The following is a 25,641-nucleotide window of genomic DNA, read 5'->3' as shown; positions in this document are numbered from 1 at the left end:
TCGTTTTTTTCTGTTATAATGCTTTCGTGCCCAAAAGCACAAAAGCATTAAAGATAAATATGGGGTGTTATTTTGGATTCTCAAAAAAAGCTGACGTTTCCGTTAGCCGTCGGTTTATTTATATTCATGTTGTGCATTATTATTTCTTGCTTATTCTTGCTTCATGTAGAACCTCATATCCCGCTGTTTTTAAGTGTTGTCATGCTTTCAGCAGCAGCTTTATGGTTTGGATTTCCCTGGAAGAGCATTGAAAAAGGGATTGTAGACGGGATCAAAAACGGCGTACAGCCGATTATTGTTCTAGCGCTGATCGGCATCTTAATCGGCGCCTGGATGTACAGCGGCGCAATACCGACTATGACAGTTTATGCCCTATCCTTTATTGAACCAAGCCACCTTCTGTTGACTGCTTTGTTTTCATGTATGATCATCAGCACACTTGTTGGCTCAAGTCTGACAACTGTAAGCACAATCGGAGTAGCGCTGATCGGCGTGGCGAGCGCGGCTGGCGTTCCGCTTGAATGGACAGCAGGCGCAGTCATATGCGGCGCTTGTTTTGGGGATAAAATGTCGCCGATGTCGGACACAACCAACTTTGCAGCCGGAATAGGCGAAATACCAATCTTTGAACACATTCGCCATATGATGGGCACAACCATTCCAGCTTTGCTCATCACTGTCGTTCTGTTTTACTTTCTCGGTTCATCAGTGTCAGCGGACGCTGCTTCAACCGATAATATTCAGCAGGTCATAACCGGAATAAAAGATGCTGCAAACGTGACACCGTGGGCCCTTCTTTCTCCGCTCTTAGTCGTTTTGCTGGCAATGAAACGGGTATCAGTAATCCCCGTTCTGACTGCCGGAATTATTTCCTCGGGAATTTTGACTGCTATTTTTGTACCCGACAGCAGCCTGCAGGCGTTTATGACAGCTTTACAAAATGGCACAACTTTCGAAACTGACAATGAGGCAGCCGCTAAAATTATTAACAGAGGCGGACTGCAATCCATGATGGGCTCTGTCTCTCTCATTATGATTGCTTTTGCACTCGGCGGATTGATGGAGAAAATCGGATTGATTTCTGCACTATTGGAAGGCGTCATGAAAGGCATCCGCTCAAAAGGCCGTCTTGTTGCAGCAACTGTCTGCTCAAGCATCGGCGTCAACTTGGCAACGGGCGAACAGTATTTATCGATATTAATACCGGGACAATCATTTAAATCTTTATATGACAAACGAAACATCCAGCGAAAATTTCTGACAAGATCATTAGAGGACGGCGGAACATTAATTAACCCATTGATTCCTTGGGGCGTCAGCGGCGCATTTATGGCGAGCGCACTTGGTGTTCCAGTCATAGACTACATCCCATTTACGTTCTTCCTCTATATATCGCCAATGATCTCCATTTTGATTGGATTTGTTAAAAAATAAAAAGAGCCCCGCTGTAAAAAGCGGGCTCTTTTCTTCGTTCATTTATGAAATGCTAGCAGCCTGTTGAATGCTTTCTTGAAAAGCAGCCTGAAGCTGTTTGGTCACCGGTCCGGGTTTCCCGCTTCCGATCGATTGTCCATCGAGCGTCACGACCGGAATAATTTCTGCCGTCGTTGACGAAATAAAGATCTCTTCCGCCTGTTTCAACTCTTCTTCACTGACAGGAGTCTCATCCAGTTTGATCCCATTCTTCTCAATCAGTCCTAAAATATTCATCCGTGTAATTCCATTGAGAATGAGCCGATTAGCCGGATGTGTTCGCACTGTGCCGTTGATAACGGCATAAACGTTAGAGGATGTACCCTCCGTAACAACGCCGTCCCTAAGTAAAATGGCTTCAAATGCTCCGGCTTCATAGGCCCTTTGCTTCGTCATGACATTATACAGTAAATTCAGACTTTTGATATCACATCTTAACCAGCGAAGATCCTCATCTGTAATGGCCGCCACTCCGTATGCCTGCTCTTGCTCCGGTTTTTTCACCGTAAACGTATAGGCAGTAGTCTGCGGCTCGAGGCCGGCTTCATACTGGTGTTTTCGCGGGGCCACACCTCTTGTTGTCTGAATGTATACCGCTCCCTCACTGACCGCATTTTCCTGTACAAGCTTTTGCAGGTCCCACTCGAGATCTTCTATACTGAATGGCAGTGAAATTCCGATTTCAGCAGCACTTCTGAAAAAACGCTCTGCATGCTCACGTAAGCCGAACAATACTCCTTTGTACACCCTGATCACTTCATAGATGCCGTCACCAAACTGATAACCGCGATCTTCCAAATCGATTGATGCTTCACTGCGCCCAATCAGCCGGCCATTGACTAAAACCTTCATAAAAGCCCTCCCTTTTCGAGATGTCCCTGATGTCATTCAAGCTGTCATTATCACTAATTCTACCATATTGGACAAGCTGAAAAACAGAAAGATCAAGAGATCTATAGCGGAAAGGAGTTTATTTTTTCCTTAAAATCTGACATTTCGACAAATTTTCTATGTGCTTTCCAGTTTTATTCCTGTATACTTGACTGGTAATACATAGGTTGTAAACATAAGGCATCTTCATAAGCTGCCTGCTGTACAGCATTATGTAGAGATTTTATGCCAATGGAGAGATTGTTATGCGACAAACGAGAGGAGAGGCTTCTCCTTCTGCAGTTTCGCTTGCTTTTAAATTTGCAAGTTTAGCAGTTTTATGTGTGCTGCTTTTGCTTATGGTGATTTTGGGTTATTCCAACAGTTCAACGAAAGCAAAGGAAGTCACTGTCACAACAAACGGCCAGCTTCGAGATGAGAAGGAAAGCCTTAAGCTGAAAAACGACTCCCCCGATCTCCTGATAAAACATCTGCAGACAAAGCAGAACATGGGAGATAAAACGGTTTACTTAACCTTCGACGACGGCCCTTCAGCCGTTACAACCCGCTTGCTCGACGTACTGAAAAGCGCTGATGTAAAAGCGACGTTTTTTATGCTGTCACCGCGGATGAACGAATTCAAGCAGGCTGTGAAAAGAGCAGAAAAGGAAGGCCACGCACTCGGTTTACATGGCGTTACCCACAATAACAGATTGTTCTATCAAACACCGACATCTCCGCTAAAAGAAATGCAGGAGGCGCGTGACACGCTGCAGGACATTACAGGATATAAAACCGATCTTGTCAGAACGCCATACGGAAGCAAGCCGTCACTAACCGCCTCACAAATTCGCAATCTGGAGAAAGATGGGTTTGTGTACTGGGATTGGACGATCGACAGCATGGACTGGAAATACCGGAATTCACAGTATGTGACCGCCGTATTACAGCAGCTTGAGAATATGGAACACAGCTCTTCAAGCCGCCCAAATGTAATTCTCATGCATGATCTTCCTGCTACTGTAAATGCGCTGCCGGTACTAATCAATAAATTAAAAGAAAAAGGCTATTCCTTCGGAGTGTTAGAGGACACAATGGTTCCTGTTCATGAATAAAAAAGTGAGGCGCATAAAGCGGCTCACTTTTTCATGCCCAAACTTCGGGCAAACTCGCCGATTTTTTGATGGATGACCATGTCAAACAAGCTGTCGCAATACGTTGGTTCAAGGTTTATGATGACTTTCTTCATGCCGGGAATCAGGCTTGAATCCTCAGGCACAAATCTAGCCGGAGCCACTTCGAGAGACGTGCCGATAACCAATAAAAGATCTGCTTGATCCAGCTTTTCATAAAGGGTGTCAAAGTGCATGACGGCATCGCCAAAGAGAACAACATCGGTTTTTAATACCGTTCCGCAAATGTCCCCATTGTTTCCGGCCGCCGTGCACTCCGGCACCTCCCGCTCCAGCAAATGGGGAAGATCATATCGGGCGCCGCATGCCGGACAAGCTGCTGTCTGGATAGAACCATGCAGTTCGTACACATGCCTGCTCCCCGCTTTTTTATGAAGACCGTCAATGTTTTGCGTGAAAATATCGACCTGCTTCCCTTGCTTCTCCAGCTCAGCTAAAAGCAAATGGCCTTCATTCGGTTCAAAGCTGCCGCTCATTTTCATCTGGAACAATTCTTTGAATTTGGGCCAAAACAGACGCGGATAACTTAAAAAATAATCAAGGCTCATCGCTTCCATTCTTGAGGCATCCTCCGTCCAAATGCCCCCTGCTGAACGAAAGTCGGGGATCCCTGATTCTGTGCTCATTCCCGCTCCGGTCAGCACAACAATTCTCTGTGCTTCATGTAGAATACTTTTGAATGTTTCCAACTCAACACCGCCTTTTTCTCTTATTTTACCATGAAAAAGACTCCGCCTCTGTCAGACGAAGTCTCTCTTTTAAGCCCGTTCCTTTTCCTCTTTATTTAGATTCACCTGGAATTGGTCGCTTTCGTGCTTTTGCTTGACAACAACCATTTGGCCGGGATATGCAAACTGAACGCCTTCTGCACCTAAAATCTCAATAATTTTATAGTTGATATCCTCTCTAATATTAAGGTTTTCAGCCCAAACCGTCGTTTTTGTATAGAAGTTAAAAAATAAATTGTAGTAGCTGTCGGCAAACGTATCAAAGTTGACCATGATTATTTCATTATCAACGCCCTCATGCTCTAAGAGCATTGTTCTGAGAGAATGAATGGAGCGTTCAAGGTTCTCAATCGGCGTAGCGTAGGACACATGGATGGAAAACGTAATCTGGCGTTTGGTCATTCTTGTCCAGTTCGTGATCGCTTCCATCGACAGCGTAGAGTTCGGCACCGTTACAAGCGCCCCCTGTGCTGTTCTGAATCTCGTGCTCCTAAAGGTAATATCCTCGACTGATCCTGTTACTGTCGACGTCTCCACCCAGTCACCAATTGTAAACGGCTTTTCAGTAATAATGATAATACCGCCGAAGAAGTTGCTGATGGTATCCTTCGCGGCAAGCGCAAAAGCCAGTCCGCCAAGACCAAGGCCCGCTACAAATCCGTTGACATCATAATTGAATTCCTGAGCGATCACACTGACACTGAGCGCAATGATCACAAAACGGAGCAATTTGGATAAAAACGGGGCCAGAATGTCATCCATGTCAAGCTCGAAGCGCTGGTTCACCTTATGGAAGATAAACGACGATGTTGCGGTCAAATTACAAAGACCCCAACACAAGAGCGCCACAATCAGTGAGCGGTATATTTTGCTGATGACCGGCATTTGCTCATCTAAAAACGGTGAATACCGGATCGCTAAAAACAGCCCAAGGGCAACAAAAAACCATCTGGCCGGCTTATCAAACGCCAGAACCACCTGTTTAAAAATTTCTGTTTTCGGCCGGTTTGTCAAATTAAAAAGCAGGTTAAAAAAATATCTTGTGAATAATTTTCTAAGTATAAGAAACACCAGCAAAATCGCCAAGCTGATGCCGATTTGTATGATGTTATCAAGCGTAAAATACTGCTGCAGATAATCCGGCATGACTGTCTCCCCTCTATCCCAATCAATTGTTTATTATACTAAAATATTCGTAAGGATGTTCATTTAAATGTCTTATGCAGCACAAAACCCCGGCGAAACGCCGGGGTCATTTCTCAATTCATCTATCAGCCAGATTCAATAGGGACAGTCACTTACCTTTTTTCGTTTGTGTCTGATCAAGGAGAGTTGCTTTTTGCATTTCAGCATCCGTTTCGGCTTTAATTCTTTCCTCCACTCTGATTCTCCCTTTTCCCATGATCTCGCCTCCTTTTTTGCTATTATAAAGGATCATATTTTGTTGTGAACATGTCGAAAGACCTAATTTTCTGACGAAATGTGTTCTGATACGCTGAGTGTCTTTTTTTAGTTATACGCATTCCTCAGCCCGGACCATTCCGATATGGCAGAAAAAATTCACCAGTTTGTATCGCGGTGCATATATGGATTTGATACAATAACAGAAATGCCCATACGAGGAGCTGACTTAGCTTGTACATCATTGCCCATCGCGGAGCATCCGGCTACGCTCCGGAAAATACGATTGCCGCATTTGACCTTGCGGTGAAAATGAATGCAGATATGATCGAACTGGATGTCCAGCTTACAAAAGACAGGCAGATTGTTGTGATACACGATGACAGGGTTGACCGAACAACAAACGGATCGGGCTTTGTTAAGGATTTTACCTTGGAGGAATTGCAAAAACTCGATGCAGGAAGCTGGTACGGTCCCGCTTTTCAAGGAGAGCGTATTCCAACCCTGGAAGCGGTGCTCAAGCGCTACCACAAAAAAATCGGCCTTTTAATTGAACTAAAAGGCCATCCGTCTCAAGTCGGAATTGAAGAAGAGGTGGGACAGCTATTAGGGCAATTTTCTTTTTCTATCAATAATATTGTTCAATCCTTTCAGTTCCGCTCCGTCCAAAGGTTCCGCGAGCTTTATCCTTCGATTCCGACAGCGGTCATTACAAGGCCCAACTTTAGCATGCTGTCCAGAAATCAGATGAAGGCCTTCCGCTCTTTTGCAAACTATGTCAATATAAAACACACACGGCTTAACCGTCTGATGATCGGCTCCATCAATAAAAATGGCTTAAACATATTTGCATGGACTGTCAACAATCAAAAGACAGCGGCAAAATTACAAGCCATGGGCGTGGACGGCATCGTTACAGATTACCCGGATTTCATCATAAAGGATGGCAAACATGAAAATATATAGCGCGGTTTTTATCGGAGGCGCGCTTGGCGCCTGCCTCCGATACGGATTAAACTTATGGATACACACCGGTCAGTTCCCGGCGGCAACCTGGCTGGAAAATGCGGCAGGCAGCCTTCTATTAGGCATTTTGACCGGATTTTTTATGATCGGGGCAAAACGGCCTCTGCTGTCGGCTTTTTTAGGCACCGGCTTTTGCGGAGGCTTCACAACAATGTCCACGTTTTCTAAGGAAACGGTGATGCTTTTGCAAGGACAACCCTCATTGGCTCTTTTATATGTGGCAGCCTCATTGATATCAGGGATCATATTTGCACTGATTGGTGTTTTTGCGGGACGGCGCATAGCAGGCATTCAGCAAAGAAAGGGGCTGCAGGAAAGATGACACTAGCGGGTATTTTCATAGGGGGCGGACTTGGCGCAATGCTTCGGTTCTGGCTTGGCAATGTCATAACCGCCAAAACCAAAGGTCTGAGCCTGCCCATTGGCATACTGACAGTCAATATTCTCGGAGCTCTCGGGCTCGGAATATTTACAGGACTTCACGTTGCAAATGCTTCGGTCTCGCTTATCATCGGCACGGGGTTTTTTGGCGCCTTTACGACCTTTTCCACCTTCAGCGTTGAAAGTATTCAACTCCTTATGGCCAAACGTGTAATAGAAAGCATCTTGTACATCGCCCTGACACTTTGTGGGTCGCTTTTGGCATTTTGGTGCGGCTGGACAATCACAATATAAAAAAACCTTGAGCTTATTTCTCGCTCAAGGTTGCACTGTTCAGCATCACAGGCTCAGGCAGCGGCAGCTTGTGGTGCGCCATAATCCCGGTTGTGTTGCCGGCTTCTTCTTTTATATCGATTTGCTTGATTAATCGGCCGTCCATCTTCAGCACCTTTATCGTATATGAACCGATGCGAATGGATTCACCAGCCTCAATATCGATGTTTTCTTTTAATATCAGCCCGCCGATCGTATCGACGTCTTCTTGAATCGATGCGCCAAGAAGGCTGTTCACCTGATCGATCCGAACCTTTCCATCCATCACATAATGGCCGTCGCCAAGCTTTTGGATCAGCGGCTGTTCATCTTCATCAAATTCATCTCTGATCTCTCCGACAATTTCCTCAAGAATATCCTCTGTCGTCACAAGTCCCGAGGTTCCTCCGTATTCATCCGACAATATAGCCATATGAATGCGCTCGCGCTGCATTTTAATCAGCAAGTCATGAACCGGGATCGTTTCAATCACTTCGATGACCGGCCTCACATACGGATGGATCGTCATCTTCATTCGTTCTTCTTCTGTCATAAACAGCAAATCAGAAAACAAATGCTTCGTATTGACCAAACCGATCACACTGTCTTTGTCTCCATCTGTGACTGGCCAGCGCGTGTATTTTTCCTTCAGCATGACTTCAAGCATCTCGGCCATCGTCATCTCAGTTGACACAGCAGCCATTTCCTTCCGCGGTATCATAATCTCTTTGGCGATCCGATTATCAAATTCAAAAATCTTATTCACATATTTATATTCAGACGGATTAATCTCTCCGTTTTTTAAACTCTCAGATAACAGCATCCTGAGTTCTTCCTCAGAATGGGAACCATCATGTTCTGACGCAGGCTTCAAACCGAACATCCCGCATAAAAGCCGCGCCGATCCATTGAGGATCCAAATAAACGGAAACAGGAGCAAATAGAATAAACGCAAAGGGCCCGCTATCAGTAAAGTCAGCTGTTCTGCCTTTTGAATCGCGACCGTTTTCGGGGCCAGTTCACCTACAACAACGTGCAGGAACGTGATCAAGCCGTACGCGACTGCAAAAGAGGCTGCATGTGAAACCGAGTCCGGCAAGCCGAGCGGTTCAAACAGTGGATGCAGCAGCCGTTCAAAGGCCGGCTCACCCAGTACGCCAAGCCCGATTGATGTCAATGTAATGCCTAGCTGGGATGCGGATAAATATTCATCCAAATCTGTAATGACACGCCTTGCGAGTATCGCCCGTTTGTTTCCTTCTGTGATAAGCTGATCTATTCTGGATCTCCTCACTCTAACAATCGCAAACTCGCTTGCAACGAAAAACGCGGTTAAAGCAATGAGCACGCCAATTAAAATCAGACTGTCAATATCGTCCATTTAACCCTATCCTCTCAACAAAGGATAAGGAGTCACCTCCTGATATAATCATTTTTCCTTAACATTGAGGTACGCGGTGTATTGTTGCCTAAGCAGATGGCCCCATCATACCACCTCCAAAAGTCAAAGTTTGATTATAAATTGTATATTTTATTGTAACACAACTCATTCCAAAAATGATTTTTAATTTTTAGACTTTTATCATGAAGAAAACCTTAACTGCATGCCTGCTTGTCAATTCTGCGCCTGTCTGGATTGGAAGAGGAAGGATTTTGCGGATATAAAAAGAAAACAGCCTTGAAAACTGTTTTCTTTTCTTTGCCTTCTTAAGCAAAATCTTTATATAAAGAAATGAAAATGTCCCGTGAGTTTTTAATCTGCTCGATCGGCACACTGAAGGATAATCGGAAATGCCCGCTCATACCAAAACCGCTGCTCGGCACAATTAATAATTTGTATTTTTGGGCGGCATGCACGCAAAATGCAACTTCATCTTCAATCGGCGATTTCGGAAAAACAAAGAAACCTCCCTTTGGCATTTCAAATTCAAAACCGGCTTCTTTTAAAATGTCTACCATTAAATCCCGGCGCTCTTTATAAGCGCTCGCGTCTACTCTTAAATCATCCATTCGTGCCACAGCCCGCTGCATCATGACAGGGGCATTCACAAATCCAAGCGTTCGATTACAATACACAAAAGCGTTGATCAAAAGGTCCGCATCCGGCATTCGGCTGTCCAATCCGATATATCCGAGCCGCTCCCCGGCTATGCCGAGATCTTTACTGAATGAGCTGGCCAATATCACACGATGGTACGATTGAAACGGATTTGCCAGCTCTTCATCATAGATTAATTGACTGTACGGTTCATCAAACAGCACATAAATCCTCTGGCCGCTCTTCTCTTCTATTTCTTTTAATAAAGCGCCTAAATCGTCTATATTTTTCTGGCTGAGAACCGTGCCTGTGGGGTTATGCGGTGTATTGAGGATCAGCCCTTTCGTCTGTGGAGTGATCGATTGCCTTACCGCATCAATGTCGATCTCAAACCGGCCTGTCAACGGGCAGCTGACGGCCTTTCCCCCGTAGTTCTCAATATACAACTTATATTCAGCAAAATAAGGTGCGAGAATAATGACCTCTTCCCCAGGGTTTACGATGCTTTTTAACGCAACATTCAAAGCGCCTCCCGCGCCCACCGTCATGACGATACGCTCCGCTGAGAAATCAGCTTCAAAACGCGACCCCAGAAATTGCGCGACTTTTTCTCTCGCTGCAGGAAGCCCTTGGTTTTGTATGTATCCGTGGCTGCCTTTTTCAGCTTCCTCTATTAACGCTCTCTTAAAAGCTTCAGGCGGTTCAACAATCGGGTTGCCGAGTGAAAAATCAAATACCTGGTCTTCCCCGAACTCCTTCTTCAGCCTTGCACCTTCATCAAACAGCTTGCGAATCCATGATCCTTTATTTAAGTTTTCTTCAACTTCCCGGGATAACCCAGCCAATTTCATCTGTCCCTTCCGCATATAAAAAATTTGAAAATTCTATCTTCCTATGTTACTTCAATCAGATGATGAATTCCACAACTTCCAATTCCGGTCTAAAAAAAACAATAAACTTGTGCAAGACACCATTCATATATTAAACTATTCTCATAACTATAACGTGATGGTTGGGAGGGATATAGATGGGGCTGAGACTTATCGCATCAGTGAACTAGCGGCACTCGCCGGAGTAACGAAACGGACAGTTGATTATTATACGAATCTCGGTCTGCTTACGCCGGCCAGATCCTGTTCAAATTACCGTTACTACGACGAAAATGCACTCAAACGACTTATATTTATTGTAGATTGCAAGAAGCAGCGATTGGCCCTGTCCGATATTAAAGATCGACTGGAGAACCAGTTTCCCTCTTCAGCTAAACTTGATGATGAAATTGGAAATCTGGCATTAGAAATTGATCATATGAATCAAAACATCTCCGGAATCTTGCATCGGTTTGAACGGCTGAAGCCCGAGGATCGTGACAAGCTGAAAAGCAAACTCCCGCCTGAAAAGCTCGCCGTGTTCCAATCATTTATGCTGCTGTTAAGTTAAAACCATTTTATCTAACAGGAGGTGTTACCTTCATTCTCATTGCTAGAGTGAAGGTTCTAATTGGACATAGTGAATTTGATTTTAGTTGCTGTTTTAATCGCCCTGACGGCATTTTTCGTGGCATCTGAGTTTGCCATTATCAGAATCAGAGGCTCACGGATCGATCAGCTGATCGCGGAAGGAAATAAAGCAGCAATAGCCGTAAAAAAAGTGACCACGCATCTTGATGAATATTTATCTGCGTGTCAGCTCGGAATTACATTGACTTCCATCGGATTAGGGGTTTTAGGTGAATCAACGATCGAAAGGCTGCTTCACCCGCTTTTCGTCCAAATGAATGTTCCAGGTTCCCTTTCACATGTCATATCGTTTATTTTTGCGTATGCCATTATCACGTTCTTACACGTTGTTGTCGGAGAACTTGCACCTAAAACAGTCGCTATCCAAAAGGCGGAAGCAGTGTCTATGCTGTTTGCGAAACCGCTGATTTGGTTTTACCGCATCGCGTTCCCATTCATTTGGCTTTTGAACAATTCCGCACGGTTATTGACCAAAGCATTTGGCCTGGAGACCGTTTCAGAAAACGAACTGGCACACTCAGAAGAAGAGCTGCGAATCATTTTGTCTGAAAGCTATAAAAGCGGTGAAATCAACCAATCAGAGTTTAAATATGTGAATAAAATCTTTGAATTTGACGACAGGCTCGCGAAAGAAATTATGATTCCGCGGACTGAAATTGTCAGCCTTCCGCATGATATCAAGATTTCTGAAATGATGGACATCATTCAGATTGAAAAATATACCCGCTACCCTGTGGAAGAGGGCGATAAAGATAACATTATCGGGGTTATTAACATTAAAGAAGTGCTGACCGCCTGCATCAGCGGTGAGGTATCTGTTGATTCCACCATTTCTCAATTCGTCAACCCGATCATTCATGTCATTGAATCTGCGCCAATCCAAGACCTGCTTGTCAAAATGCAAAAAGAGAGGGTCCACATGGCCATATTGTCTGATGAATACGGCGGTACTGCCGGGCTTGTGACGGTTGAGGACATCATTGAGGAAATTGTCGGTGAAATCCGCGACGAATTTGATATTGATGAAATTAGCGAAATCCGCAAAATCGGCGAAGGCCATTATATTCTTGACGGAAAAGTGTTAATTGACCAAGTAAACGACCTGCTAGGCATTCATTTAGAGAACGAAGAAGTCGACACAATCGGCGGCTGGTTCCTTACTCAAAAATACGATGTTGAAAAAGATGATTCCATCATCGAAGAGGGCTGCGAATTCATCATTAATGAAATTGACGGCCACCACGTCGCATATATTGAAGTGAAAAAGCTTCAAGAAGAAGAACTTCTGGAGACAGCTAACCAGCAGGAAGCATAATAAAAAGCACCTTGTATAAGGTGCTTTTCTTATTTTCACAGTTCAAGGCAATCTCTCAGAACGCCTTATAGCTGATCAAGTTTATTCTCTAGTTCTTTAATCCGCTGATTCAAAGCCTCTGTCATTGCTGCAAGTCTTTCCTTTGAAGGCAGGTGGGCAAAATCAGCCTGGTGAAGAGGCTCACCGATAATCAGCTTCATTTTTCCTTTTTTGAATAATTCTTTTCCGCTTGAAGGGCCCTGATATGCAGCGGGGACAAGCGGCGCTTTCCCCATTTGCGCAATCGTCACCGCACCTCTTTTCAAAGGCACATCCTCAGAGGTTCTTGTTCCGCTTGGGAAGATACCGACGATCTCTCCTTCTTTCAGCAGCTTAATCGGCGTTTTAATACTGCTTGGCCCGGGATTTTCCCGATCTACCGGAAAGGCATGAATTTTCTTCAGAAACGAACCGATCCATTTATTTTGAAAAAGCTCTTTTTTCGCCATGTAGTGTATTTGATAAGGAAGAATCCCGACTCCGAGTGTAATCACATCAACCCAGCCGGAATGTGTACACGCGATGACAAAACCTGAATCGGCCGGAAGGTTTTCTTTGTTATACACCTTCACTCCTCCGCGAAGAGAAAGAATAACTTTTAAAGCATTTGCACAAAACTTATACATATCGCACTTCCTTTGTCGTAATCAATGATTCTTTCTGTCATCTATTATAACAACATTTTTTATTACCTGGTACTAATTTTTAAGATTTCTCCCGTTAAAACGCCAAAAAGCTGAGGATTCGCCCTCAGCTTTTGTTACATTTCCTCTCTGGTCGGCGGGGCCATAAACTCCGGTCCGACAGGGTCTGATATCGTATTTTCCAATATAGTATTGATATCTTTCTGATCTTCACTGTTCAACGTCCAGCCTGTAATCTCAGATAGGGCCTCAAGCTGCCCAGGCTTTCTTGCTCCCCAAAGAGCGATATCCGCTCCCGGCTGATCTAAGATCCATCTGACAGCCAAGTGAATCACTGATTTTCCATAACGTGTCTTCGCCAGCTTATCCAATTGATTCACAGCAGAAAGATACTCTTTAAAGCGGGGCTTCTGGAATTTTGGATCGTGATTACGCAGATCATCGCCCTCAAATGTATATTCTTCAGTCATTTTGCCTGTTAACAGCCCTCTGCATAAACTGCCGTATAATAATGTTGTTATCTTGTTATCTTTCGCATAAGGAAGGACACTCTCTTCCATCTCTCTTTCAAACAGATTATATGGAGGCTGAATCGTATGGAGAGGTGCGACGGCGCGAAATGTATCCATTTGCTCAATTGAAAAATTGCTGACGCCAATCGCCCGGATTTTTCCCGCATCATATAATTCCTTCATGACTTCAGCCGTTTCTTCAATTGGCACAAGCGGATCGGGCCAATGCACCTGATAAAGATCAATATAGTCTGTTTGAAGCCGCTTCAAAGAATTCTCAACTTCCTCTACAATTCTCGCTCTGTTCGCATGGCGGAACAGCTGGTTGTTCTTCCAGTCCAGAGCCGTTTTCGTTGCGAGAATCACCTGGTCTCTTTTGCCGTACTCTTTGATTGCCTTTCCGACGATTTCCTCGGACTGCCCGAAGCCGTAAGCCGGCGCGGTGTCAATCAGTGTAATCCCCTGATCAAGAGCGGCGCGGATTGTTTCAATCGATGTTTTTTCGTCAGTGCCTCCCCACATCGTTCCGCCAATGGCCCATGTGCCGAGGCCGATTCTGGAGGCTTCTATTCCTGTATCTGCTATACTGGTATATTCCATTGTGCCACTCCTTCACTTTTTCACTATCTTTTCCCCTCTGGAAAAAATGTTAAACATTTCTCCGCACTATCTTTTGCGGCCATTTTTGGGTACTATATAGTAATGGTGTTTGATTAGGTATAAAAAAGCCGTTTGCATGTAATGTGCAACTTTAAACCTTTCTTATGCGTGTATAACATAGAGGGGAGAAAAGGCAGTGACGATCGATGAAATTTACCAAATGTACATGAATGATGTTTACAGGTTCCTGCTCTCCATGACAAAAGACAAGCATCTTGCTGAAGACTTGCTGCAGGAAACCTTTATGCGGGCATACATACACATTCACTCCTATGATCACAGCAAAGTAAAGCCCTGGCTTTTTCAAGTGGCGCGAAACGCCTTCATTGATTACGTCAGAAAGCATAAGAAAGAAGTAACCATTTCTGATGACTTAATCGGAAGCCTCTTTCAAAATGCTGTTCAAAGTCCTGCCCATCAGGTAGAGATAAAGGAAGTGCTGACTGGTTATATGTCCGAGCTCCCCGATAATTATCGGGAGGCCTTAACGCTATATTATTTAAAAGAGTTAAACTACAAAGAAGCATCCCATATTATGAATATTTCAGAGGCGAATTTTAAAAGTGTTTTATTTCGTGCCAGACAGCGGCTGAAAGCACTTTATAATAGAGGTGTTAATGATGAATGAAGAATTTAAAAAGCGTTTTGATCAATATAAAAATGGGGAAATGAGCGACCAGGAAATGACTGCATTTGAGGAAGAACTTGAGAAGCTCGAAGTATATCAGGAACTGATTGACAGCGAACTAGAGGACGATAACGATTGGGATCTCAGCATCAGTCCTGAAAAACAAAAAGCGATTTTAGCCTACGGCAAACGCAAGTCTTATTTGCGAATTTCTGTGCTTGCCGTCATTTCGACATTGATGATTTTGCCGCTTTGTACGCTGGGAAGCTACCTCTATTACGGAATGGGTGGGAAACACAGCACCGGCAATGAGTTTATGGAAACTGCCGCAGTCACTGTAGCCCTGACCATGCCGAATGTTCTTGTTGATACTTCCGGACTGAAAAGCCAAGTGAAGCTATTTGGAATGAATACGGAATTCCCGCTGCAAAAGCAGATTGGCACGAAGACGGCTGCCGTAGGGAATGAACGGGTTGAAATGTTTTATAACAAAGTAAAAGCGCCGGCAGTAAACTACTATGACTTAGAAGTGAATAAAACCGGACATTACTTTACACATCCTTCAAACAAGTCTGAACAAACGACCGCAAAAGCAGAAAAAACGTTAAGCACATTGCCTGAAGGAACGGTATCAGAGGTCTACCTTTCATATGACCGTGCATATCCGACAAAAGACGTGTATAACAAATTCAAAGGCTATGATGTGAGCTTTTTGTGGAACGCAATCGAAACAGAGAAAAACACAAATAAGACAGCTTCCACAGAACCTCTTGGCTATCCTGGAAAGGATTCAAAGTTCTTGGCCGCCCTTAATACAAAAGGCAAGTCGAATGGCGATCAGTTTATCAACGCCCTAAAATTCATGTCCAAACACGAAAAATGGGCTCAGGTCATTTCAAAACGGAAAGACCTGAATGTAGATAACCGATTAGATTATGTAGAGAAAAACGGTGTCAATGTATACGGTTCGGTCGTTACAGGGCCAACCAAGGAAATCCAGCGCATGCTGAAAAATAAATCTGTAAAATCAGCGAATGTCGGCGAGGTGGAATTATGGAACTGGTAAGAATTTTTAAAGAACACAATGTATTCGGCTGGATCTCTGTCGGGACAGCGGTTCTGTCCCTGCTGTTGCTGAATTTGGCCATTATCAGCAACGTCACGTTTTATTCCTATCAAATGCTTCCGTTCGCCATGGCTGCCGTTCCGTTCGGCGTTGTTGAACTCTTCATCAAGAGAGGGCGCACAGGTCCAGGCCTGCTCGGCGTCATCCTTAATCTCTTTGTAATTATTTGTGTGTATACCATTGTATCTGTAGATACGAATTTACAGTTTGGCTTTTAAAAAAGACGCCTTTTCAGGCGTCTTTTTTTCATTACACCGGTTTTTGGAACAAATAACTTTCTATAGTAAAACCCATTTTATCTGTATAAAATCGATGTGCGTCTTTACGCTGAAGGCCAGATGAAAGACTGACAAAACCAAGTCCGGCTTTTCTCGCCCAGTCTGAGGCATAATCCAAAAGCATTTTGCCGTATCCCTTTGATCGGCAAGGTGCCGTTGTAACAAGATCCGCAATCCACAAGTGCTCTCCTTTATGAATGGAAACTCTCGGCAGAGCCCCGCACAGCGCTCTGATTGCTGTATCTTCATATAAGGCAAACAGCATATACGATTCTTTCTGCACACAGGCTTCAAGCCTTTGTAAATACGTCTCTATATCCAGTTCTGTTCTCAATTCACTCATAATCGGATACGACTCAGCCCATTCTTCTTTCGAGGTTAATTGTTTCATATGGATCATCTTCTCAATCCCCTTTCCTTTCGTTACAATGATCATAGCTAATAAATGGCATTTGCCAAATAGCCAATATAAGAAAAAATAACCATGCCAGATAAAAAGGAGACACGAGATGGATATCACGCCGTTTCTTGATAAAAAGAGCAAAACACCGCTGTATGAACAGCTTTATACCTTTTTTAAACAAGAAATTTCACATGCGCGAATCACAAAGGGAACAAGACTTCCGTCAAAACGCAGGCTCTCCAGCTTGCTCGATGTCAGCACGGCAACTATAGAACGAGCTTACGAGCAATTAACTGCTGAGGGCTATGTCAAAAGCAAGCCAAAAATCGGCTGGTTCGCGGCGGAAGTAGAACCAGGCTTCCCGACAGCTCCTGACCATTTTCAGCAGTCTGTACAGCCGGGATTACATGAAAAGAACGCACCTGCTATTGACTTCCATCAAGGCAACGTTGATCCGACCCTCTTTCCCTTTAACGCATGGAGAAAAAGCATAGTAAAAAGTCTTGATCGCTATTCCGGATCGTTTCACACCTCTGGCGACCCTCAAGGAGAATACGAACTCAGGCACATGATTGCCCGATTCGTCAGGCTGTCTCGGGGAGTAAATTGCGAGCCCGGCCAGATTATCATCGGCGCAGGAACCACCGTGCTTCTGCAAATTCTTTGCCTTTCGCTAAAGCCAGGTACAAAAATCGGCTTTGAAGAACCGGGCTTTCACCGTTCAAGAAGGATGTTTGAAGCAAATCACATGGATGTCACTCCGATTTGTTCTGATGCAGAAGGCGTCCTGCCGGATGAGCTCTACCGTCAGAATCCTTATCTCATGTATACGACTCCTTCGCATCAGTTTCCGATTGGGACCATTATGACGATTACCCGCAGACAGGAGCTGCTGGCATGGGCGGCAGAAACAAATTCATTCATTATAGAAGATGATTACGATGGAGAATTTCGCTACAGCGGCCATCCCATTCCGTCTTTACAGGGGCTTGATCCGAATGGCAGAGTCATATATCTGGGCACTTTTTCAAAGTCACTTCTGCCTTCCTTGCGGCTCAGCTTCATGATTGTGCCCCCTGAACTCATGGAACCGATCAAAAACAGTGCTCAGTTAATGAAGCAGACCGTCTCTGTCCACTCGCAATTGACACTGGCAGACTTCATCGAAACCGGAGAGTGGCAAAAACACATAAATAGAATGAGAAGCTTATACCGAAAAAAACACGCTATCCTGTTAGAAACCATCCGCTCTGAACTGGGAAACACCGTTGAGATTCTCGGTAAGAACTCGGGGCTTCACATCCTGCTGCGCCTTTTGTTTCCAGCAAGTGAGGAAGAAGCAATACAAGCAGCTGCAGACCACGGTGTAACCATCTATCCCGTGTCTCCCTTATATATAGAACAGACGGCTTTTACTTCTGTCTTAATCGGTTATGGCGGTTTGTTAGAAGAGGACATCAGGCTCGGCATCCAAAAACTGAAAACGGCATGGGCACCGTTGATATCATCTTATTAAATAAAAAACAGGCCCCGGAAACGGAGCCTGTTTTTTTAAAATGATAAAATTCCGATTAAATTTAAGAACACGATAATAATGGCAAGCGGCACGATAAAACGAAGCAAATAAAACCACGTGTAAAAGAATGCTTTACCTGCATTTGATCCATTTCGCATTTCAGCCAAGAGTTCGCTTTTCGAAATTTTCAGCGGGATAAATAGAGAAATTAACAGAGCGCCTGAAGGCATCAAAACATTGCTGACGGTAAAGTCGGCAATATCAAAAAATGTTTTGCCAAATAGGTGCACATCACTCAAAACGCCATAAGACAAGCAGCATGGGATTCCGACCAAAAAGATCAAAAGCCCGCTCGTCCATGACAGTTTTTTTCTCTTCTTTTCGTCCCCTTTTCCGATTGTGGCAACGATAATTTCAACCATAGAAAATGCTGAGGTTAAGGCTGCAAATAAAAATGCAACGAGAAAGCCGATAAAAAACAACGTGCCGAACGGAAGCTGTTCAAAAACGGCCGGAAGCACTGTAAACAGCAATGTCGGTCCTTCATTTGGCTGAAAACCGAATGAGAAAACCGCCGGAAAAATAGCCAAACCTGCCAAGAGTGTCACAATGATATTCATCAAGACAATGGAGGCTGCCGAACGAGGGATATTTTGTGTTTTCGGCAAATAGGAGCTGTAGGTCACCATCACCGAAACCCCCAGTGTTAACGTAAAGAAGGCCTGTCCCAGCGCGAATAATATGGATTCCGGAGTCAGATCGCCGAAATGAGGCACAAGCAGAAACTTTACGCCTTCCATTGCACCATTAAGCGTAAGAGACCGAAGAACGAGCAGAATAAACAATAAAAACAAAATCGGCATCATCACCGCGCTTACCCGTTCAATCCCTTTTTGAACCCCTCTTGCGACAACGATGACAGTAAGTACCATAAAGACAAGCTGAGCCGCGAGCGTCTGCACCGGATTTTGGATAATAGAAGCAAAAAGAGCGCCATACTGTGCTTGAGAAAGCCCGGACAGTGAGCCTGACGCCGTTTTTACGATATACAGCAAAATCCATCCCCCAATTACACTGTAAAACGACAGCACTAAGAAACACGCGGCTACGCCGATCCACCCCGTAAGAAACCAAGCTGATCGCGGCGCTTCTTTTTTATATGCATCAATGGCATTCGTCTGGTTCCGTCTTCCAAAAATAAATTCCCCCACCAAAAGCGGATAGCCTAAGAGGATGGTAAATAACACGAAGATAAGAAAAAAGGCTCCTCCCCCATTGGTCCCCGCTACGTAAGGGAACTTCCAAATCGCGCCCAAGCCGATAGCCGAGCCGGCCGCTGCCATGACGAAACCGATTTTCGAAGCCCATTGGACTGGTTTTTGCTCAGACAATAAACGTCACTTCCTTTCCAGCCTATATTATCTCTTATTTTTGTCTTCATTTCTATAGATTCATTTGCCAAGAACAGAAAAGAGAGCGGCCTGTATGGACGCTCTCTTTATCAAAAGGTTATTGATTTAATTTTGAATGCTTTCTTGAATACAGAAAATAGATTACCAAGCCGATTAACAGCCACACTAGGAAGCGGACAATCGTCACCCATCCCAGATTTAAAATCAAGAACAGGCAGAACAGAATCGCCAGGCCTGGGATCACGGGAACTCCCGGGCATTTAAAAGCTCTCGGAAGATCAGGCTGTTTCTTTCTCAAAACGATAACTGCCACAGAAATCAGGACAAATGCCGACAACGTTCCGATGTTTACCAGCTTTGCAAGTTCATCCAGCGGAACAAGTGAGCCGAGAAGCGCCGACATCGTTCCGAAAAACCAAGTGGCTACATAAGGTGTTTTGTGCTTTGGATGCACTTTAGAAAGTGAGCCCGGCACAAGTCCGTCACGCGACATGGCAAACATGACGCGTGTCTGCCCGTAAAGCATCACGAGCATAACTGTTGTCATTCCCAACACGGCGCCAATATCAATGATGCCTGCCACCCAATTTTGCCCTGCGCTTTGAAGAACTAGAGAAACCGGATGATCTACACCCGCAAATTGAGCAAACGGGATAACCCCAGTCATGATCGCTGATACGGTGACATATAAAATCGTGCAAACCAATAAAGAGAAAATAATGCCTTTAGGCAGATCCTTCGCGGGATTTTTCGTTTCTTCCGCAGCAGAGGATACAGCGTCAAATCCGATAAAAGCAAAGAATACGAGCGCCGCTGCACTGAACACGCCGCCAAAGCCCATTGGCATAAACGGCTGCCAGTTGTGCGGCTTCACGTAAACGGCTGCCACCGCGATAAACAGCAGAACAACCAGTATCTTCAAGATAACCATGATATTGTTGACTCTTTTTGATTCTTTGATGCCTAAATAAAGCAAATATGTTATCGCCATTACAATGACGAATGCAGGAAGATTAAACAGGGTAAAGGTGCCTTTCACTGCGCCCGGTGCCGCTGTTAAAGCAACCGGAATATGAATGCCGAGCCCTGATAAAAACGATTGGAAATAACCAGACCAGCCGACCGACACTGCACTTACCGCCAGCATGTATTCTAAAATTAAATCCCACCCGATAATAAAGGCCATAAGCTCTCCCAATGTCGCATAAGTGAATGTATACACCGAACCTGAAACAGGCACACTTGACGCAAATTCCGCGTAAGACAGGGCGGCGAATAAACAAGCCAGCGCCGCCACAACAAATGAAATCGTCAGCCCGGGACCGGCCGTGACTGCACCTGTTCCCGTCAGAACAAAAATCCCTGTGCCAATAATGGCGCCGATTCCAAGCAACGTTAAATCAAATGCCCCTAATTCTCTTTTTAAAGACTTTTCACCGCTCGTCGCAGCGATTAAATCCTGAATGCTTTTCTTCCTAAAAACGCTCCCTTTCATTCCCCTTCAACTCCCGATCATCTATTTTTATATATTTTATTTGAATTTTCTGAATTCATGAGCAACAATGGTCATTTTTCTTTTTTTCTACTATATTTGTACTGGTCGCGAATCATTCCTTTCTCCTACTCAATATTATATATAAAATTGCAAAAATGAAAACAAAATTGTTAGAAAAATCGACAAATTTTTTATTTTTAATTTTTTACCGCACAAAAAAACCAGCTCTAGAGCTGGTTTTTCGTTGATTACGTTGAAATAAAACGGCCGCCATTCACATGAATGGTCTGCCCTGTCATATAGGAAGATTCGTCAGACGCCAGCAGAACATAGGCGCCTGCATGCTCAACCGGCTGTCCCGGTCTTCCCATTGGGGTATCCAAGCCGTGCTGTTTCACTTTTTCCTCAGGGAATGTCGCCGGAATAAGCGGTGTCCAAATCGGACCGGGCGCCACCGCATTCACTCTGATGCCTTTATCTGCAAGCGACTTCGCCATGGAACGCGTAAAGGAGACAATCGCACCCTTTGTGCTGGAATAATCAATTAACGCCGTATCCCCTTCATAAGCGGTAATCGATGTCGTATTAATAATGGCACTCCCCTCTTCCAGGTGAGGCAAAGCTTTCTTCGTCATATGAAACATGGAAAAAATATTTGTGCGAAAGGTTTTTTCCAGCTGTTCTGTTGAAATTTTGAGAATGCTGTCCTGCGGATGCTGTTCAGCGGCGTTATTCACTAAGATATCAAGTTTACCAAAATGGTCCACTGTTTGCTGCACAGCTTGTTCACAATGGTTCTCGTCCCCGACATCTCCCGGGATAAGCAGGCAGCGGACATTCTCCTTTTCGATCCGTTTACGTGTTTCCTCTGCGTCCGAATGCTCGTCTAAGTATAGAATGGAGATATCAGCCCCCTCTTTAGCAAAGGCAATAGCTGCTGCTCTCCCTATTCCGCTGTCGCCTCCAGTAATGATCGCGACTTTTCCTTTCAGTTTTCCGCTTCCTCGATAATCCTCGTCCTCTGACAGCGGCAGCGGGTTCATTTTTGATTCAATGCCCGGCTGTCTGTCCTGATGCTGCGGTTCTTGTCCTTCTGTTTGTCTGTCCATTGGGTTCACATTCATCACTCCTAGACATGTGGTTGATACTGAACGTTACCACACGACAGAAATGAATAAACGCCAAAATATGTTATGAAAGAACTTCCTCGGGAATGGCACCAGTATATTTCGCTGACGGGCGGAAAATCATGTTGTTTTCTGCCTGTTCCAGCACATGGGCGCACCACCCTACCATTCGGCTTGCTGAAAAGGTCGGAGTAAACAATTCATCGTCAAAATCGATGGCCTTCATCACTGCAGCTGCGTAAAATTCAACATTTGTGTACAGCTTTCGTCCCGGTTTGTAGATTTCAAGCAAACGAATCGCTTCTGCTTCTACATGCAGCGCAAGATCAAGATCACGGTCATTGCCGGCCACCTCTTCTGCTTTCTGTCTTAAAGCTTCTGCCCGCGGGTCTTTTGTTTTGTACACCCTGTGGCCGAATCCCATCAAGCGCTCTCCTTTTTCGAGTTTTTCTTTCAGATATGCTTCAGCATGTTCTTTTTCTCCAATGTCTTCAAGCATTTTTGTCACCGCAGAAGGAGCGCCTCCGTGCAGCGGACCTTTCATCGTGCCGAGAGCAGACGTGACGGCTGACACTAAATCACTCTCTGTTGATAACGTGACTCGTGCCGAAAAAGTGGATGCGTTCATGCCGTGTTCCATGGCCAGAATCATATAGGTTTCAAGCGCTTTCTTTTTTGCCTCTGAAGGTTGTTCACCTGTGAGCATATAATAGTAGTTTTCGACATGTCCGTACTGGGAAGAAGGTGCAATTGCTTGTTCACCGCGCGTCCATCTTTTTCTGTATGCGATGATGGAAGGCGTGATTGCAATCAGCCGGATTGCTTCCTCTGTTTTCGGATGGAATATGTACGTATTTACCCCCAATGCTGAAACAACCGTTCTCAGCACCGACATATCGTCCATGTTGTTTGGCAGTGATTGAATCAAGCGCTCAATGTGTTCCGGAAGATTCCGTTCCGCAGCCAGCTTATCTTTAAATACCTGCAATTCTTCAGTTGAAGGCAGTTTTCCAAATAAAATCAAATAAGCCGCTTCTTCAAAGCTATGATTCAGTGCGATGTCTTTTGCATGATGTCCTCTGTAAATCAGACGCCCTTTTTCACCATCAATATGGCTGATGGATGTTTCTACACATGTAATTCCCTTTAATCCGTAATGTACCATTTGTATTCCCCCTATCCTTTTCTGTTATTATAGTAAATATAATATTTAAAAAATAATGAATATTTTAAAGGGAATTAATTAAAAATATTAATCAGAGGGAGAATAGAAATGGATTTCAAATGGCTTCACACCTTTGTGACCGCTGCAAAATATGAGAACTTCCGAAAAACGGCGGAAACGCTTTTCTTATCTCAGCCTACTGTGACCGTACATATCAAGCAATTAGAAAAAGAAATCAGCTGCAAGCTGTTCGAGCGTAAAGGCAGGCAAATCCAGCTGACTGATGAAGGCAGGGCGTATTTGCCGTATGCGCTCAGGCTTCTTGATGATTATGAAAACAGCATGGCAGAGCTTCACAGAGTGAGACAAGGCTACTCTCAAACCTTACAGCTCGCGGTTTCTCCGCTTATTGCAGATACTGTGCTTCCTTCTGTCATGAAACGGTACACAGCAATGAATACGGAAACAGAAATGGCGGTTACAATTTTCGAATCAGCGGAAATCGCGTCACTGATTAAAGCCGGGGAAGCAGATATCGGACTAAGCGGTTTAAAGGTACAGTCTTCATCTTTAAGCTGCCACTGCCTATACAAAGACCCTGTCGTCCTTGTTGCCCCGCCCGATAAGCGTTTCATAGAAGACAACGAAATTGATGCCAAAGAGGTGCTCGAACAATACCTGCTTTTGACCCACAATCACCCTGATTACTGGGACGACTTGCTCCGTCAAGTCAGAATGACTTTTCCATTTGTGAGAACAATGAAGGTCACTCAAACACATATAACGAAACGGTTTATCAAGGAAGGACTCGGAGTTTCATTTCTGCCTTTATCTACAGTAAAGCGTGAGTTAGCAGAGAAACAGATGATCAGAATTCCTTATCAGTCTGTACAGCTGCCCTATGCCGGCGCTTACGCGATTGCCCTTTATGAAAATAAGAAAGAAAAAAAGTTCTTGGATTTTTTATCACATTTTCATTTTTAGGAGCAACCAAAACGCCTGTGCTCCGTCTAATGAAAAAAACCCGTTCCAATGAACGGGTTTTCTCTAAAAATTAGAATCTTTTCGCACCGAGGTAACGAGGCTTCCAGTAGCTGTTGTTCAGGCTGCTGATTTGTACGCCGTCAGATCCTGCATGAATGAAACTGTTGTTTCCAATGTAAATCCCCATGTGAGAAGGGCCGGATTTATATGTTGTGAAGAAGACGAAATCACCAACAGACGGGCTGGCAATGCTCTTCATAGAACTCCAGTATCCTGCAGTGCTTGTTCTGCCCACACTTGTTTGTTTATTCAGTACGTACCAAATGAATCCGCTGCAGTCAAAGCCTGAAGTTGTCGTTCCGCCCCATTTATATGGCGTTCCGACTAACGCTTTTGCATCAGAAACCAGCTTGCTCACATTAAGTGATGTAGATGACGTTTTGCTGCTTGAAGACGATGAAGATGAAGCAGGTTTTGAGCTGCTTGTGCTTGTTCCTTTCACCTTCAATACTTGGTTGACATAGATTACATCTGATTTTAAGCCGTTTAAGCTTTTTAATTTGCTAACCGTAGTGCCGTATTTGCTCGCAATTTTAGAAAGGCTGTCTCCGCTCTTCACTTTATAAGTAGAAGTTGAAGACGATGACACTTTTGATGAGCTGGAGCTGCTTGAACTAGTTGAACCTTTCAGTTTCAGGACTTGTCCAACACGAAGCAAATCTGATTTTAAGCCATTCAGCTTCTTCAGTTCATTGATTGTCATGCCGTATTTTTTTGAAATTTTCCAAAGGCTGTCCCCGCTCTTTACTTTGTATGTAGAAGAAGAGGAAGAAGAACTGCTGCTTTTTGAACTTGTAGATTTGCCGTTAATCGATAAAGTTTGTCCCACATAAATAATGTCTGAACGAAGGTGGTTCTCTGATTTAATTTTACTGATCGTTGTGTCGTATTTTCTTGAAAGATCCCATAACGTGTCGCCTTTTTTCACCTTAATGCTTTGTGCAGATGCCGCTCCTGCAAATAACGTCGATCCTAAAACAACTGCTGTCGTAGCTGTAATGATTTGCTTTTTCATATTTTCCTCCCCAAATGTTAACTCTCTATATATGTATCTCTTTTTTTAAATTAATCTTATTGATTTCTATTATAAGGATAGATTCCCATCAGAAATAGTCTTGACTTCATGTGACAAATTTCTTAATTATTCGTTCTAAAAAAAAGTTTTTAAGGGTATTAAATATTTCATTTTCATTGCAAAGGTGACAAAAAACGAGTGCTTTTGTCATGTTTTATGGGATGTTTTTCAACATAAAGGAAATAAATGAAAAACTTTCGGGGTCGGCTCATATATCGGAAAAATGAGTGATAAAGTATATTCGAGGAGAGCTGTGGTTA

General features: G+C 44.1%; 26 protein-coding genes. 12 read left to right on the top strand and 14 right to left on the bottom strand.

The features are described 5' to 3' along the window. Positions 1 to 72: 72 nt before the first annotated feature. Complete coding sequence (gene nhaC, locus MHB62_RS05165; protein WP_019712919.1) at positions 73 to 1,434, top strand: Na+/H+ antiporter NhaC; 1,362 nt, start codon at positions 73 to 75, stop codon at positions 1,432 to 1,434. A gap of 42 nt (positions 1,435 to 1,476) precedes the next feature. Here nhaC and dat read toward each other — a convergent pair whose 3' ends face one another. Continuing rightward, positions 1,477 to 2,325, bottom strand: a complete 849-nt coding sequence (gene dat, locus MHB62_RS05160) for a D-amino-acid transaminase (protein ID WP_003233305.1) — start codon at positions 2,323 to 2,325, stop codon at positions 1,477 to 1,479. Positions 2,326 to 2,609: 284 nt separating this feature from the next. Here dat and MHB62_RS05155 point away from each other — a divergent pair, with 284 nt between their 5' ends. After that, a complete protein-coding gene (locus MHB62_RS05155) occupies positions 2,610 to 3,458 on the top strand; it encodes a polysaccharide deacetylase family protein (protein WP_003245705.1) in 849 nt (282 codons plus the stop codon). Positions 3,459 to 3,481: 23 nt separating this feature from the next. Here MHB62_RS05155 and srtN read toward each other — a convergent pair whose 3' ends face one another. The 3 genes from srtN to MHB62_RS05140 all read right to left on the bottom strand — a co-directional run bounded on the left by srtN (position 3,482) and on the right by MHB62_RS05140 (position 5,666). Beyond that, the gene (gene srtN / locus MHB62_RS05150; RefSeq protein ID WP_032721247.1) at positions 3,482 to 4,225 is read right to left on the bottom strand and encodes a sirtuin NAD-dependent deacetylase; all 744 of its coding nucleotides are present in this window, start codon (positions 4,223 to 4,225) and stop codon (positions 3,482 to 3,484) included. Between the two features lie 69 nt (positions 4,226 to 4,294). After that, a complete protein-coding gene (gene mscY / locus MHB62_RS05145) occupies positions 4,295 to 5,410 on the bottom strand; it encodes a small-conductance mechanosensitive channel protein MscY (RefSeq protein WP_003245529.1) in 1,116 nt (371 codons plus the stop codon). 148 nt (positions 5,411 to 5,558) lie between these two features. Next, positions 5,559 to 5,666 (bottom strand): YhdX family protein, encoded by a 108-nt coding sequence (locus MHB62_RS05140; RefSeq protein ID WP_009966908.1) that lies wholly within the window; start codon positions 5,664 to 5,666, stop codon positions 5,559 to 5,561. Between the two features lie 233 nt (positions 5,667 to 5,899). Between MHB62_RS05140 and MHB62_RS05135 the strand changes: the two genes are divergently transcribed. From MHB62_RS05135 to crcB, 3 genes are read left to right on the top strand one after another with little or no spacing between them, the layout of a single operon-like run. Beyond that, complete coding sequence (locus MHB62_RS05135) at positions 5,900 to 6,631, top strand: glycerophosphodiester phosphodiesterase family protein (protein ID WP_032721245.1); 732 nt, start codon at positions 5,900 to 5,902, stop codon at positions 6,629 to 6,631. Further along, positions 6,618 to 7,013, top strand: a complete 396-nt coding sequence (locus MHB62_RS05130; RefSeq protein ID WP_014479308.1) for a CrcB family protein — start codon at positions 6,618 to 6,620, stop codon at positions 7,011 to 7,013. The genes MHB62_RS05135 and MHB62_RS05130 overlap by 14 nt, the downstream gene beginning before the upstream one ends. Further along, positions 7,010 to 7,366: a fluoride efflux transporter CrcB gene (gene crcB / locus MHB62_RS05125; protein ID WP_003233320.1), complete on the top strand. Its 357-nt coding sequence runs from the start codon at positions 7,010 to 7,012 to the stop codon at positions 7,364 to 7,366. Before MHB62_RS05130 ends, crcB begins: the two co-directional genes overlap by 4 nt. A 13-nt stretch (positions 7,367 to 7,379) precedes the next feature. Here the strand turns inward: crcB and MHB62_RS05120 are convergent, their stop codons facing one another. After that, positions 7,380 to 8,765 carry a hemolysin family protein gene (locus tag MHB62_RS05120; protein WP_032721242.1) on the bottom strand — a complete coding sequence of 462 codons (1,386 nt, stop codon included), beginning with the start codon at positions 8,763 to 8,765 and terminating at the stop codon, positions 7,380 to 7,382. A 326-nt stretch (positions 8,766 to 9,091) separates the two neighbouring features. Further along, complete coding sequence (locus MHB62_RS05115) at positions 9,092 to 10,273, bottom strand: pyridoxal phosphate-dependent aminotransferase (protein WP_032721240.1); 1,182 nt, start codon at positions 10,271 to 10,273, stop codon at positions 9,092 to 9,094. A 157-nt stretch (positions 10,274 to 10,430) separates the two neighbouring features. Here MHB62_RS05115 and cueR point away from each other — a divergent pair, with 157 nt between their 5' ends. After that, positions 10,431 to 10,862, top strand: a complete 432-nt coding sequence (cueR, locus tag MHB62_RS05110; protein WP_010886460.1) for a Cu(I)-responsive transcriptional regulator — start codon at positions 10,431 to 10,433, stop codon at positions 10,860 to 10,862. Positions 10,863 to 10,922: 60 nt separating this feature from the next. Then, positions 10,923 to 12,257, top strand: coding sequence for a hemolysin family protein (locus MHB62_RS05105; RefSeq protein ID WP_009966903.1), 1,335 nt, complete (start codon positions 10,923 to 10,925; stop codon positions 12,255 to 12,257). A 65-nt stretch (positions 12,258 to 12,322) separates the two neighbouring features. Here MHB62_RS05105 and MHB62_RS05100 read toward each other — a convergent pair whose 3' ends face one another. After that, on the bottom strand, positions 12,323 to 12,922 hold the full coding sequence (locus tag MHB62_RS05100) for a 1-acylglycerol-3-phosphate O-acyltransferase (RefSeq protein ID WP_003233335.1): 600 nt from the start codon (positions 12,920 to 12,922) through the stop codon (positions 12,323 to 12,325). 134 nt (positions 12,923 to 13,056) lie between these two features. Beyond that, entirely contained in the window at positions 13,057 to 14,052 is a 996-nt protein-coding gene (gene akrN, locus MHB62_RS05095; protein ID WP_032721238.1) for an aldo/keto reductase AkrN, read from the bottom strand. Positions 14,053 to 14,248: 196 nt separating this feature from the next. Between akrN and sigM the strand changes: the two genes are divergently transcribed. The 3 genes from sigM to MHB62_RS05080 are packed head-to-tail and all read left to right on the top strand — an operon-like array spanning position 14,249 to position 16,084. Continuing rightward, entirely contained in the window at positions 14,249 to 14,740 is a 492-nt protein-coding gene (sigM, locus tag MHB62_RS05090) for an RNA polymerase sigma factor SigM (RefSeq protein WP_003224177.1), read from the top strand. After that, positions 14,730 to 15,806 (top strand): anti-sigma factor, encoded by a 1,077-nt coding sequence (locus MHB62_RS05085; RefSeq protein WP_010886459.1) that lies wholly within the window; start codon positions 14,730 to 14,732, stop codon positions 15,804 to 15,806. Before sigM ends, MHB62_RS05085 begins: the two co-directional genes overlap by 11 nt. Then, complete coding sequence (locus MHB62_RS05080; protein ID WP_003233341.1) at positions 15,794 to 16,084, top strand: anti-sigma-M factor; 291 nt, start codon at positions 15,794 to 15,796, stop codon at positions 16,082 to 16,084. The genes MHB62_RS05085 and MHB62_RS05080 overlap by 13 nt, the downstream gene beginning before the upstream one ends. Positions 16,085 to 16,115: 31 nt before the next feature. Here the strand turns inward: MHB62_RS05080 and MHB62_RS05075 are convergent, their stop codons facing one another. Continuing rightward, positions 16,116 to 16,544 carry a GNAT family N-acetyltransferase gene (locus MHB62_RS05075; protein ID WP_015252470.1) on the bottom strand — a complete coding sequence of 143 codons (429 nt, stop codon included), beginning with the start codon at positions 16,542 to 16,544 and terminating at the stop codon, positions 16,116 to 16,118. A gap of 109 nt (positions 16,545 to 16,653) precedes the next feature. On the opposite strand from MHB62_RS05075, the gene MHB62_RS05070 reads away from it, so the two are divergent. Then, entirely contained in the window at positions 16,654 to 18,063 is a 1,410-nt protein-coding gene (locus MHB62_RS05070) for a PLP-dependent aminotransferase family protein (RefSeq protein WP_032721237.1), read from the top strand. Between the two features lie 35 nt (positions 18,064 to 18,098). Here the strand turns inward: MHB62_RS05070 and MHB62_RS05065 are convergent, their stop codons facing one another. The 4 genes from MHB62_RS05065 to citA form a co-directional block, all read right to left on the bottom strand. After that, the gene (locus MHB62_RS05065; protein WP_003233348.1) at positions 18,099 to 19,454 is read right to left on the bottom strand and encodes a sodium-dependent transporter; all 1,356 of its coding nucleotides are present in this window, start codon (positions 19,452 to 19,454) and stop codon (positions 18,099 to 18,101) included. Between the two features lie 118 nt (positions 19,455 to 19,572). Then, a complete protein-coding gene (gene bcaP, locus MHB62_RS05060) occupies positions 19,573 to 20,970 on the bottom strand; it encodes a branched-chain amino acid transporter BcaP (RefSeq protein ID WP_032721236.1) in 1,398 nt (465 codons plus the stop codon). Between the two features lie 248 nt (positions 20,971 to 21,218). After that, entirely contained in the window at positions 21,219 to 22,088 is an 870-nt protein-coding gene (locus MHB62_RS05055) for an SDR family oxidoreductase (protein ID WP_032721235.1), read from the bottom strand. A gap of 73 nt (positions 22,089 to 22,161) precedes the next feature. After that, a complete protein-coding gene (gene citA, locus MHB62_RS05050) occupies positions 22,162 to 23,262 on the bottom strand; it encodes a citrate synthase CitA (protein ID WP_032721234.1) in 1,101 nt (366 codons plus the stop codon). Between the two features lie 108 nt (positions 23,263 to 23,370). Here citA and citR point away from each other — a divergent pair, with 108 nt between their 5' ends. Beyond that, positions 23,371 to 24,246 (top strand): transcriptional regulator CitR, encoded by an 876-nt coding sequence (gene citR, locus MHB62_RS05045; RefSeq protein ID WP_032721233.1) that lies wholly within the window; start codon positions 23,371 to 23,373, stop codon positions 24,244 to 24,246. A 70-nt stretch (positions 24,247 to 24,316) separates the two neighbouring features. On the opposite strand, the gene lytE is transcribed toward citR, so the two are convergent. Further along, a complete protein-coding gene (gene lytE / locus MHB62_RS05040) occupies positions 24,317 to 25,321 on the bottom strand; it encodes a peptidoglycan endopeptidase LytE (protein ID WP_003244816.1) in 1,005 nt (334 codons plus the stop codon). Between the last annotated feature and the right edge of the window lie 320 nt (positions 25,322 to 25,641).

This window comes from Bacillus sp. FSL K6-0255 (assembly GCF_045040725.1).
GTDB lineage: Bacteria > Bacillota > Bacilli > Bacillales > Bacillaceae > Bacillus > Bacillus subtilis.
This window is presented reverse-complemented; position numbering and strand designations above follow the sequence as displayed.

Coding starts and splice junctions, on each gene's coding strand:
- dat (WP_003233305.1), bottom strand. CDS start 2,325: ATGAAGGTTTTAGTCAATGGCCGGCTGATTGGGCGCAGTGAAGCATCA.
- MHB62_RS05155 (WP_003245705.1), top strand. CDS start 2,610: ATGCGACAAACGAGAGGAGAGGCTTCTCCTTCTGCAGTTTCGCTTGCT.
- mscY (WP_003245529.1), bottom strand. CDS start 5,410: ATGCCGGATTATCTGCAGCAGTATTTTACGCTTGATAACATCATACAA.
- MHB62_RS05140 (WP_009966908.1), bottom strand. CDS start 5,666: ATGGGAAAAGGGAGAATCAGAGTGGAGGAAAGAATTAAAGCCGAAACG.
- MHB62_RS05130 (WP_014479308.1), top strand. CDS start 6,618: ATGAAAATATATAGCGCGGTTTTTATCGGAGGCGCGCTTGGCGCCTGC.
- crcB (WP_003233320.1), top strand. CDS start 7,010: ATGACACTAGCGGGTATTTTCATAGGGGGCGGACTTGGCGCAATGCTT.
- MHB62_RS05120 (WP_032721242.1), bottom strand. CDS start 8,765: ATGGACGATATTGACAGTCTGATTTTAATTGGCGTGCTCATTGCTTTA.
- MHB62_RS05115 (WP_032721240.1), bottom strand. CDS start 10,273: ATGAAATTGGCTGGGTTATCCCGGGAAGTTGAAGAAAACTTAAATAAA.
- cueR (WP_010886460.1), top strand. CDS start 10,431: ATGGTTGGGAGGGATATAGATGGGGCTGAGACTTATCGCATCAGTGAA.
- MHB62_RS05100 (WP_003233335.1), bottom strand. CDS start 12,922: ATGTATAAGTTTTGTGCAAATGCTTTAAAAGTTATTCTTTCTCTTCGC.
- akrN (WP_032721238.1), bottom strand. CDS start 14,052: ATGGAATATACCAGTATAGCAGATACAGGAATAGAAGCCTCCAGAATC.
- MHB62_RS05085 (WP_010886459.1), top strand. CDS start 14,730: ATGATGAATGAAGAATTTAAAAAGCGTTTTGATCAATATAAAAATGGG.
- MHB62_RS05080 (WP_003233341.1), top strand. CDS start 15,794: ATGGAACTGGTAAGAATTTTTAAAGAACACAATGTATTCGGCTGGATC.
- MHB62_RS05075 (WP_015252470.1), bottom strand. CDS start 16,544: ATGATCCATATGAAACAATTAACCTCGAAAGAAGAATGGGCTGAGTCG.
- MHB62_RS05070 (WP_032721237.1), top strand. CDS start 16,654: ATGGATATCACGCCGTTTCTTGATAAAAAGAGCAAAACACCGCTGTAT.
- bcaP (WP_032721236.1), bottom strand. CDS start 20,970: ATGAAAGGGAGCGTTTTTAGGAAGAAAAGCATTCAGGATTTAATCGCT.
- citA (WP_032721234.1), bottom strand. CDS start 23,262: ATGGTACATTACGGATTAAAGGGAATTACATGTGTAGAAACATCCATC.
- citR (WP_032721233.1), top strand. CDS start 23,371: ATGGATTTCAAATGGCTTCACACCTTTGTGACCGCTGCAAAATATGAG.
- lytE (WP_003244816.1), bottom strand. CDS start 25,321: ATGAAAAAGCAAATCATTACAGCTACGACAGCAGTTGTTTTAGGATCG.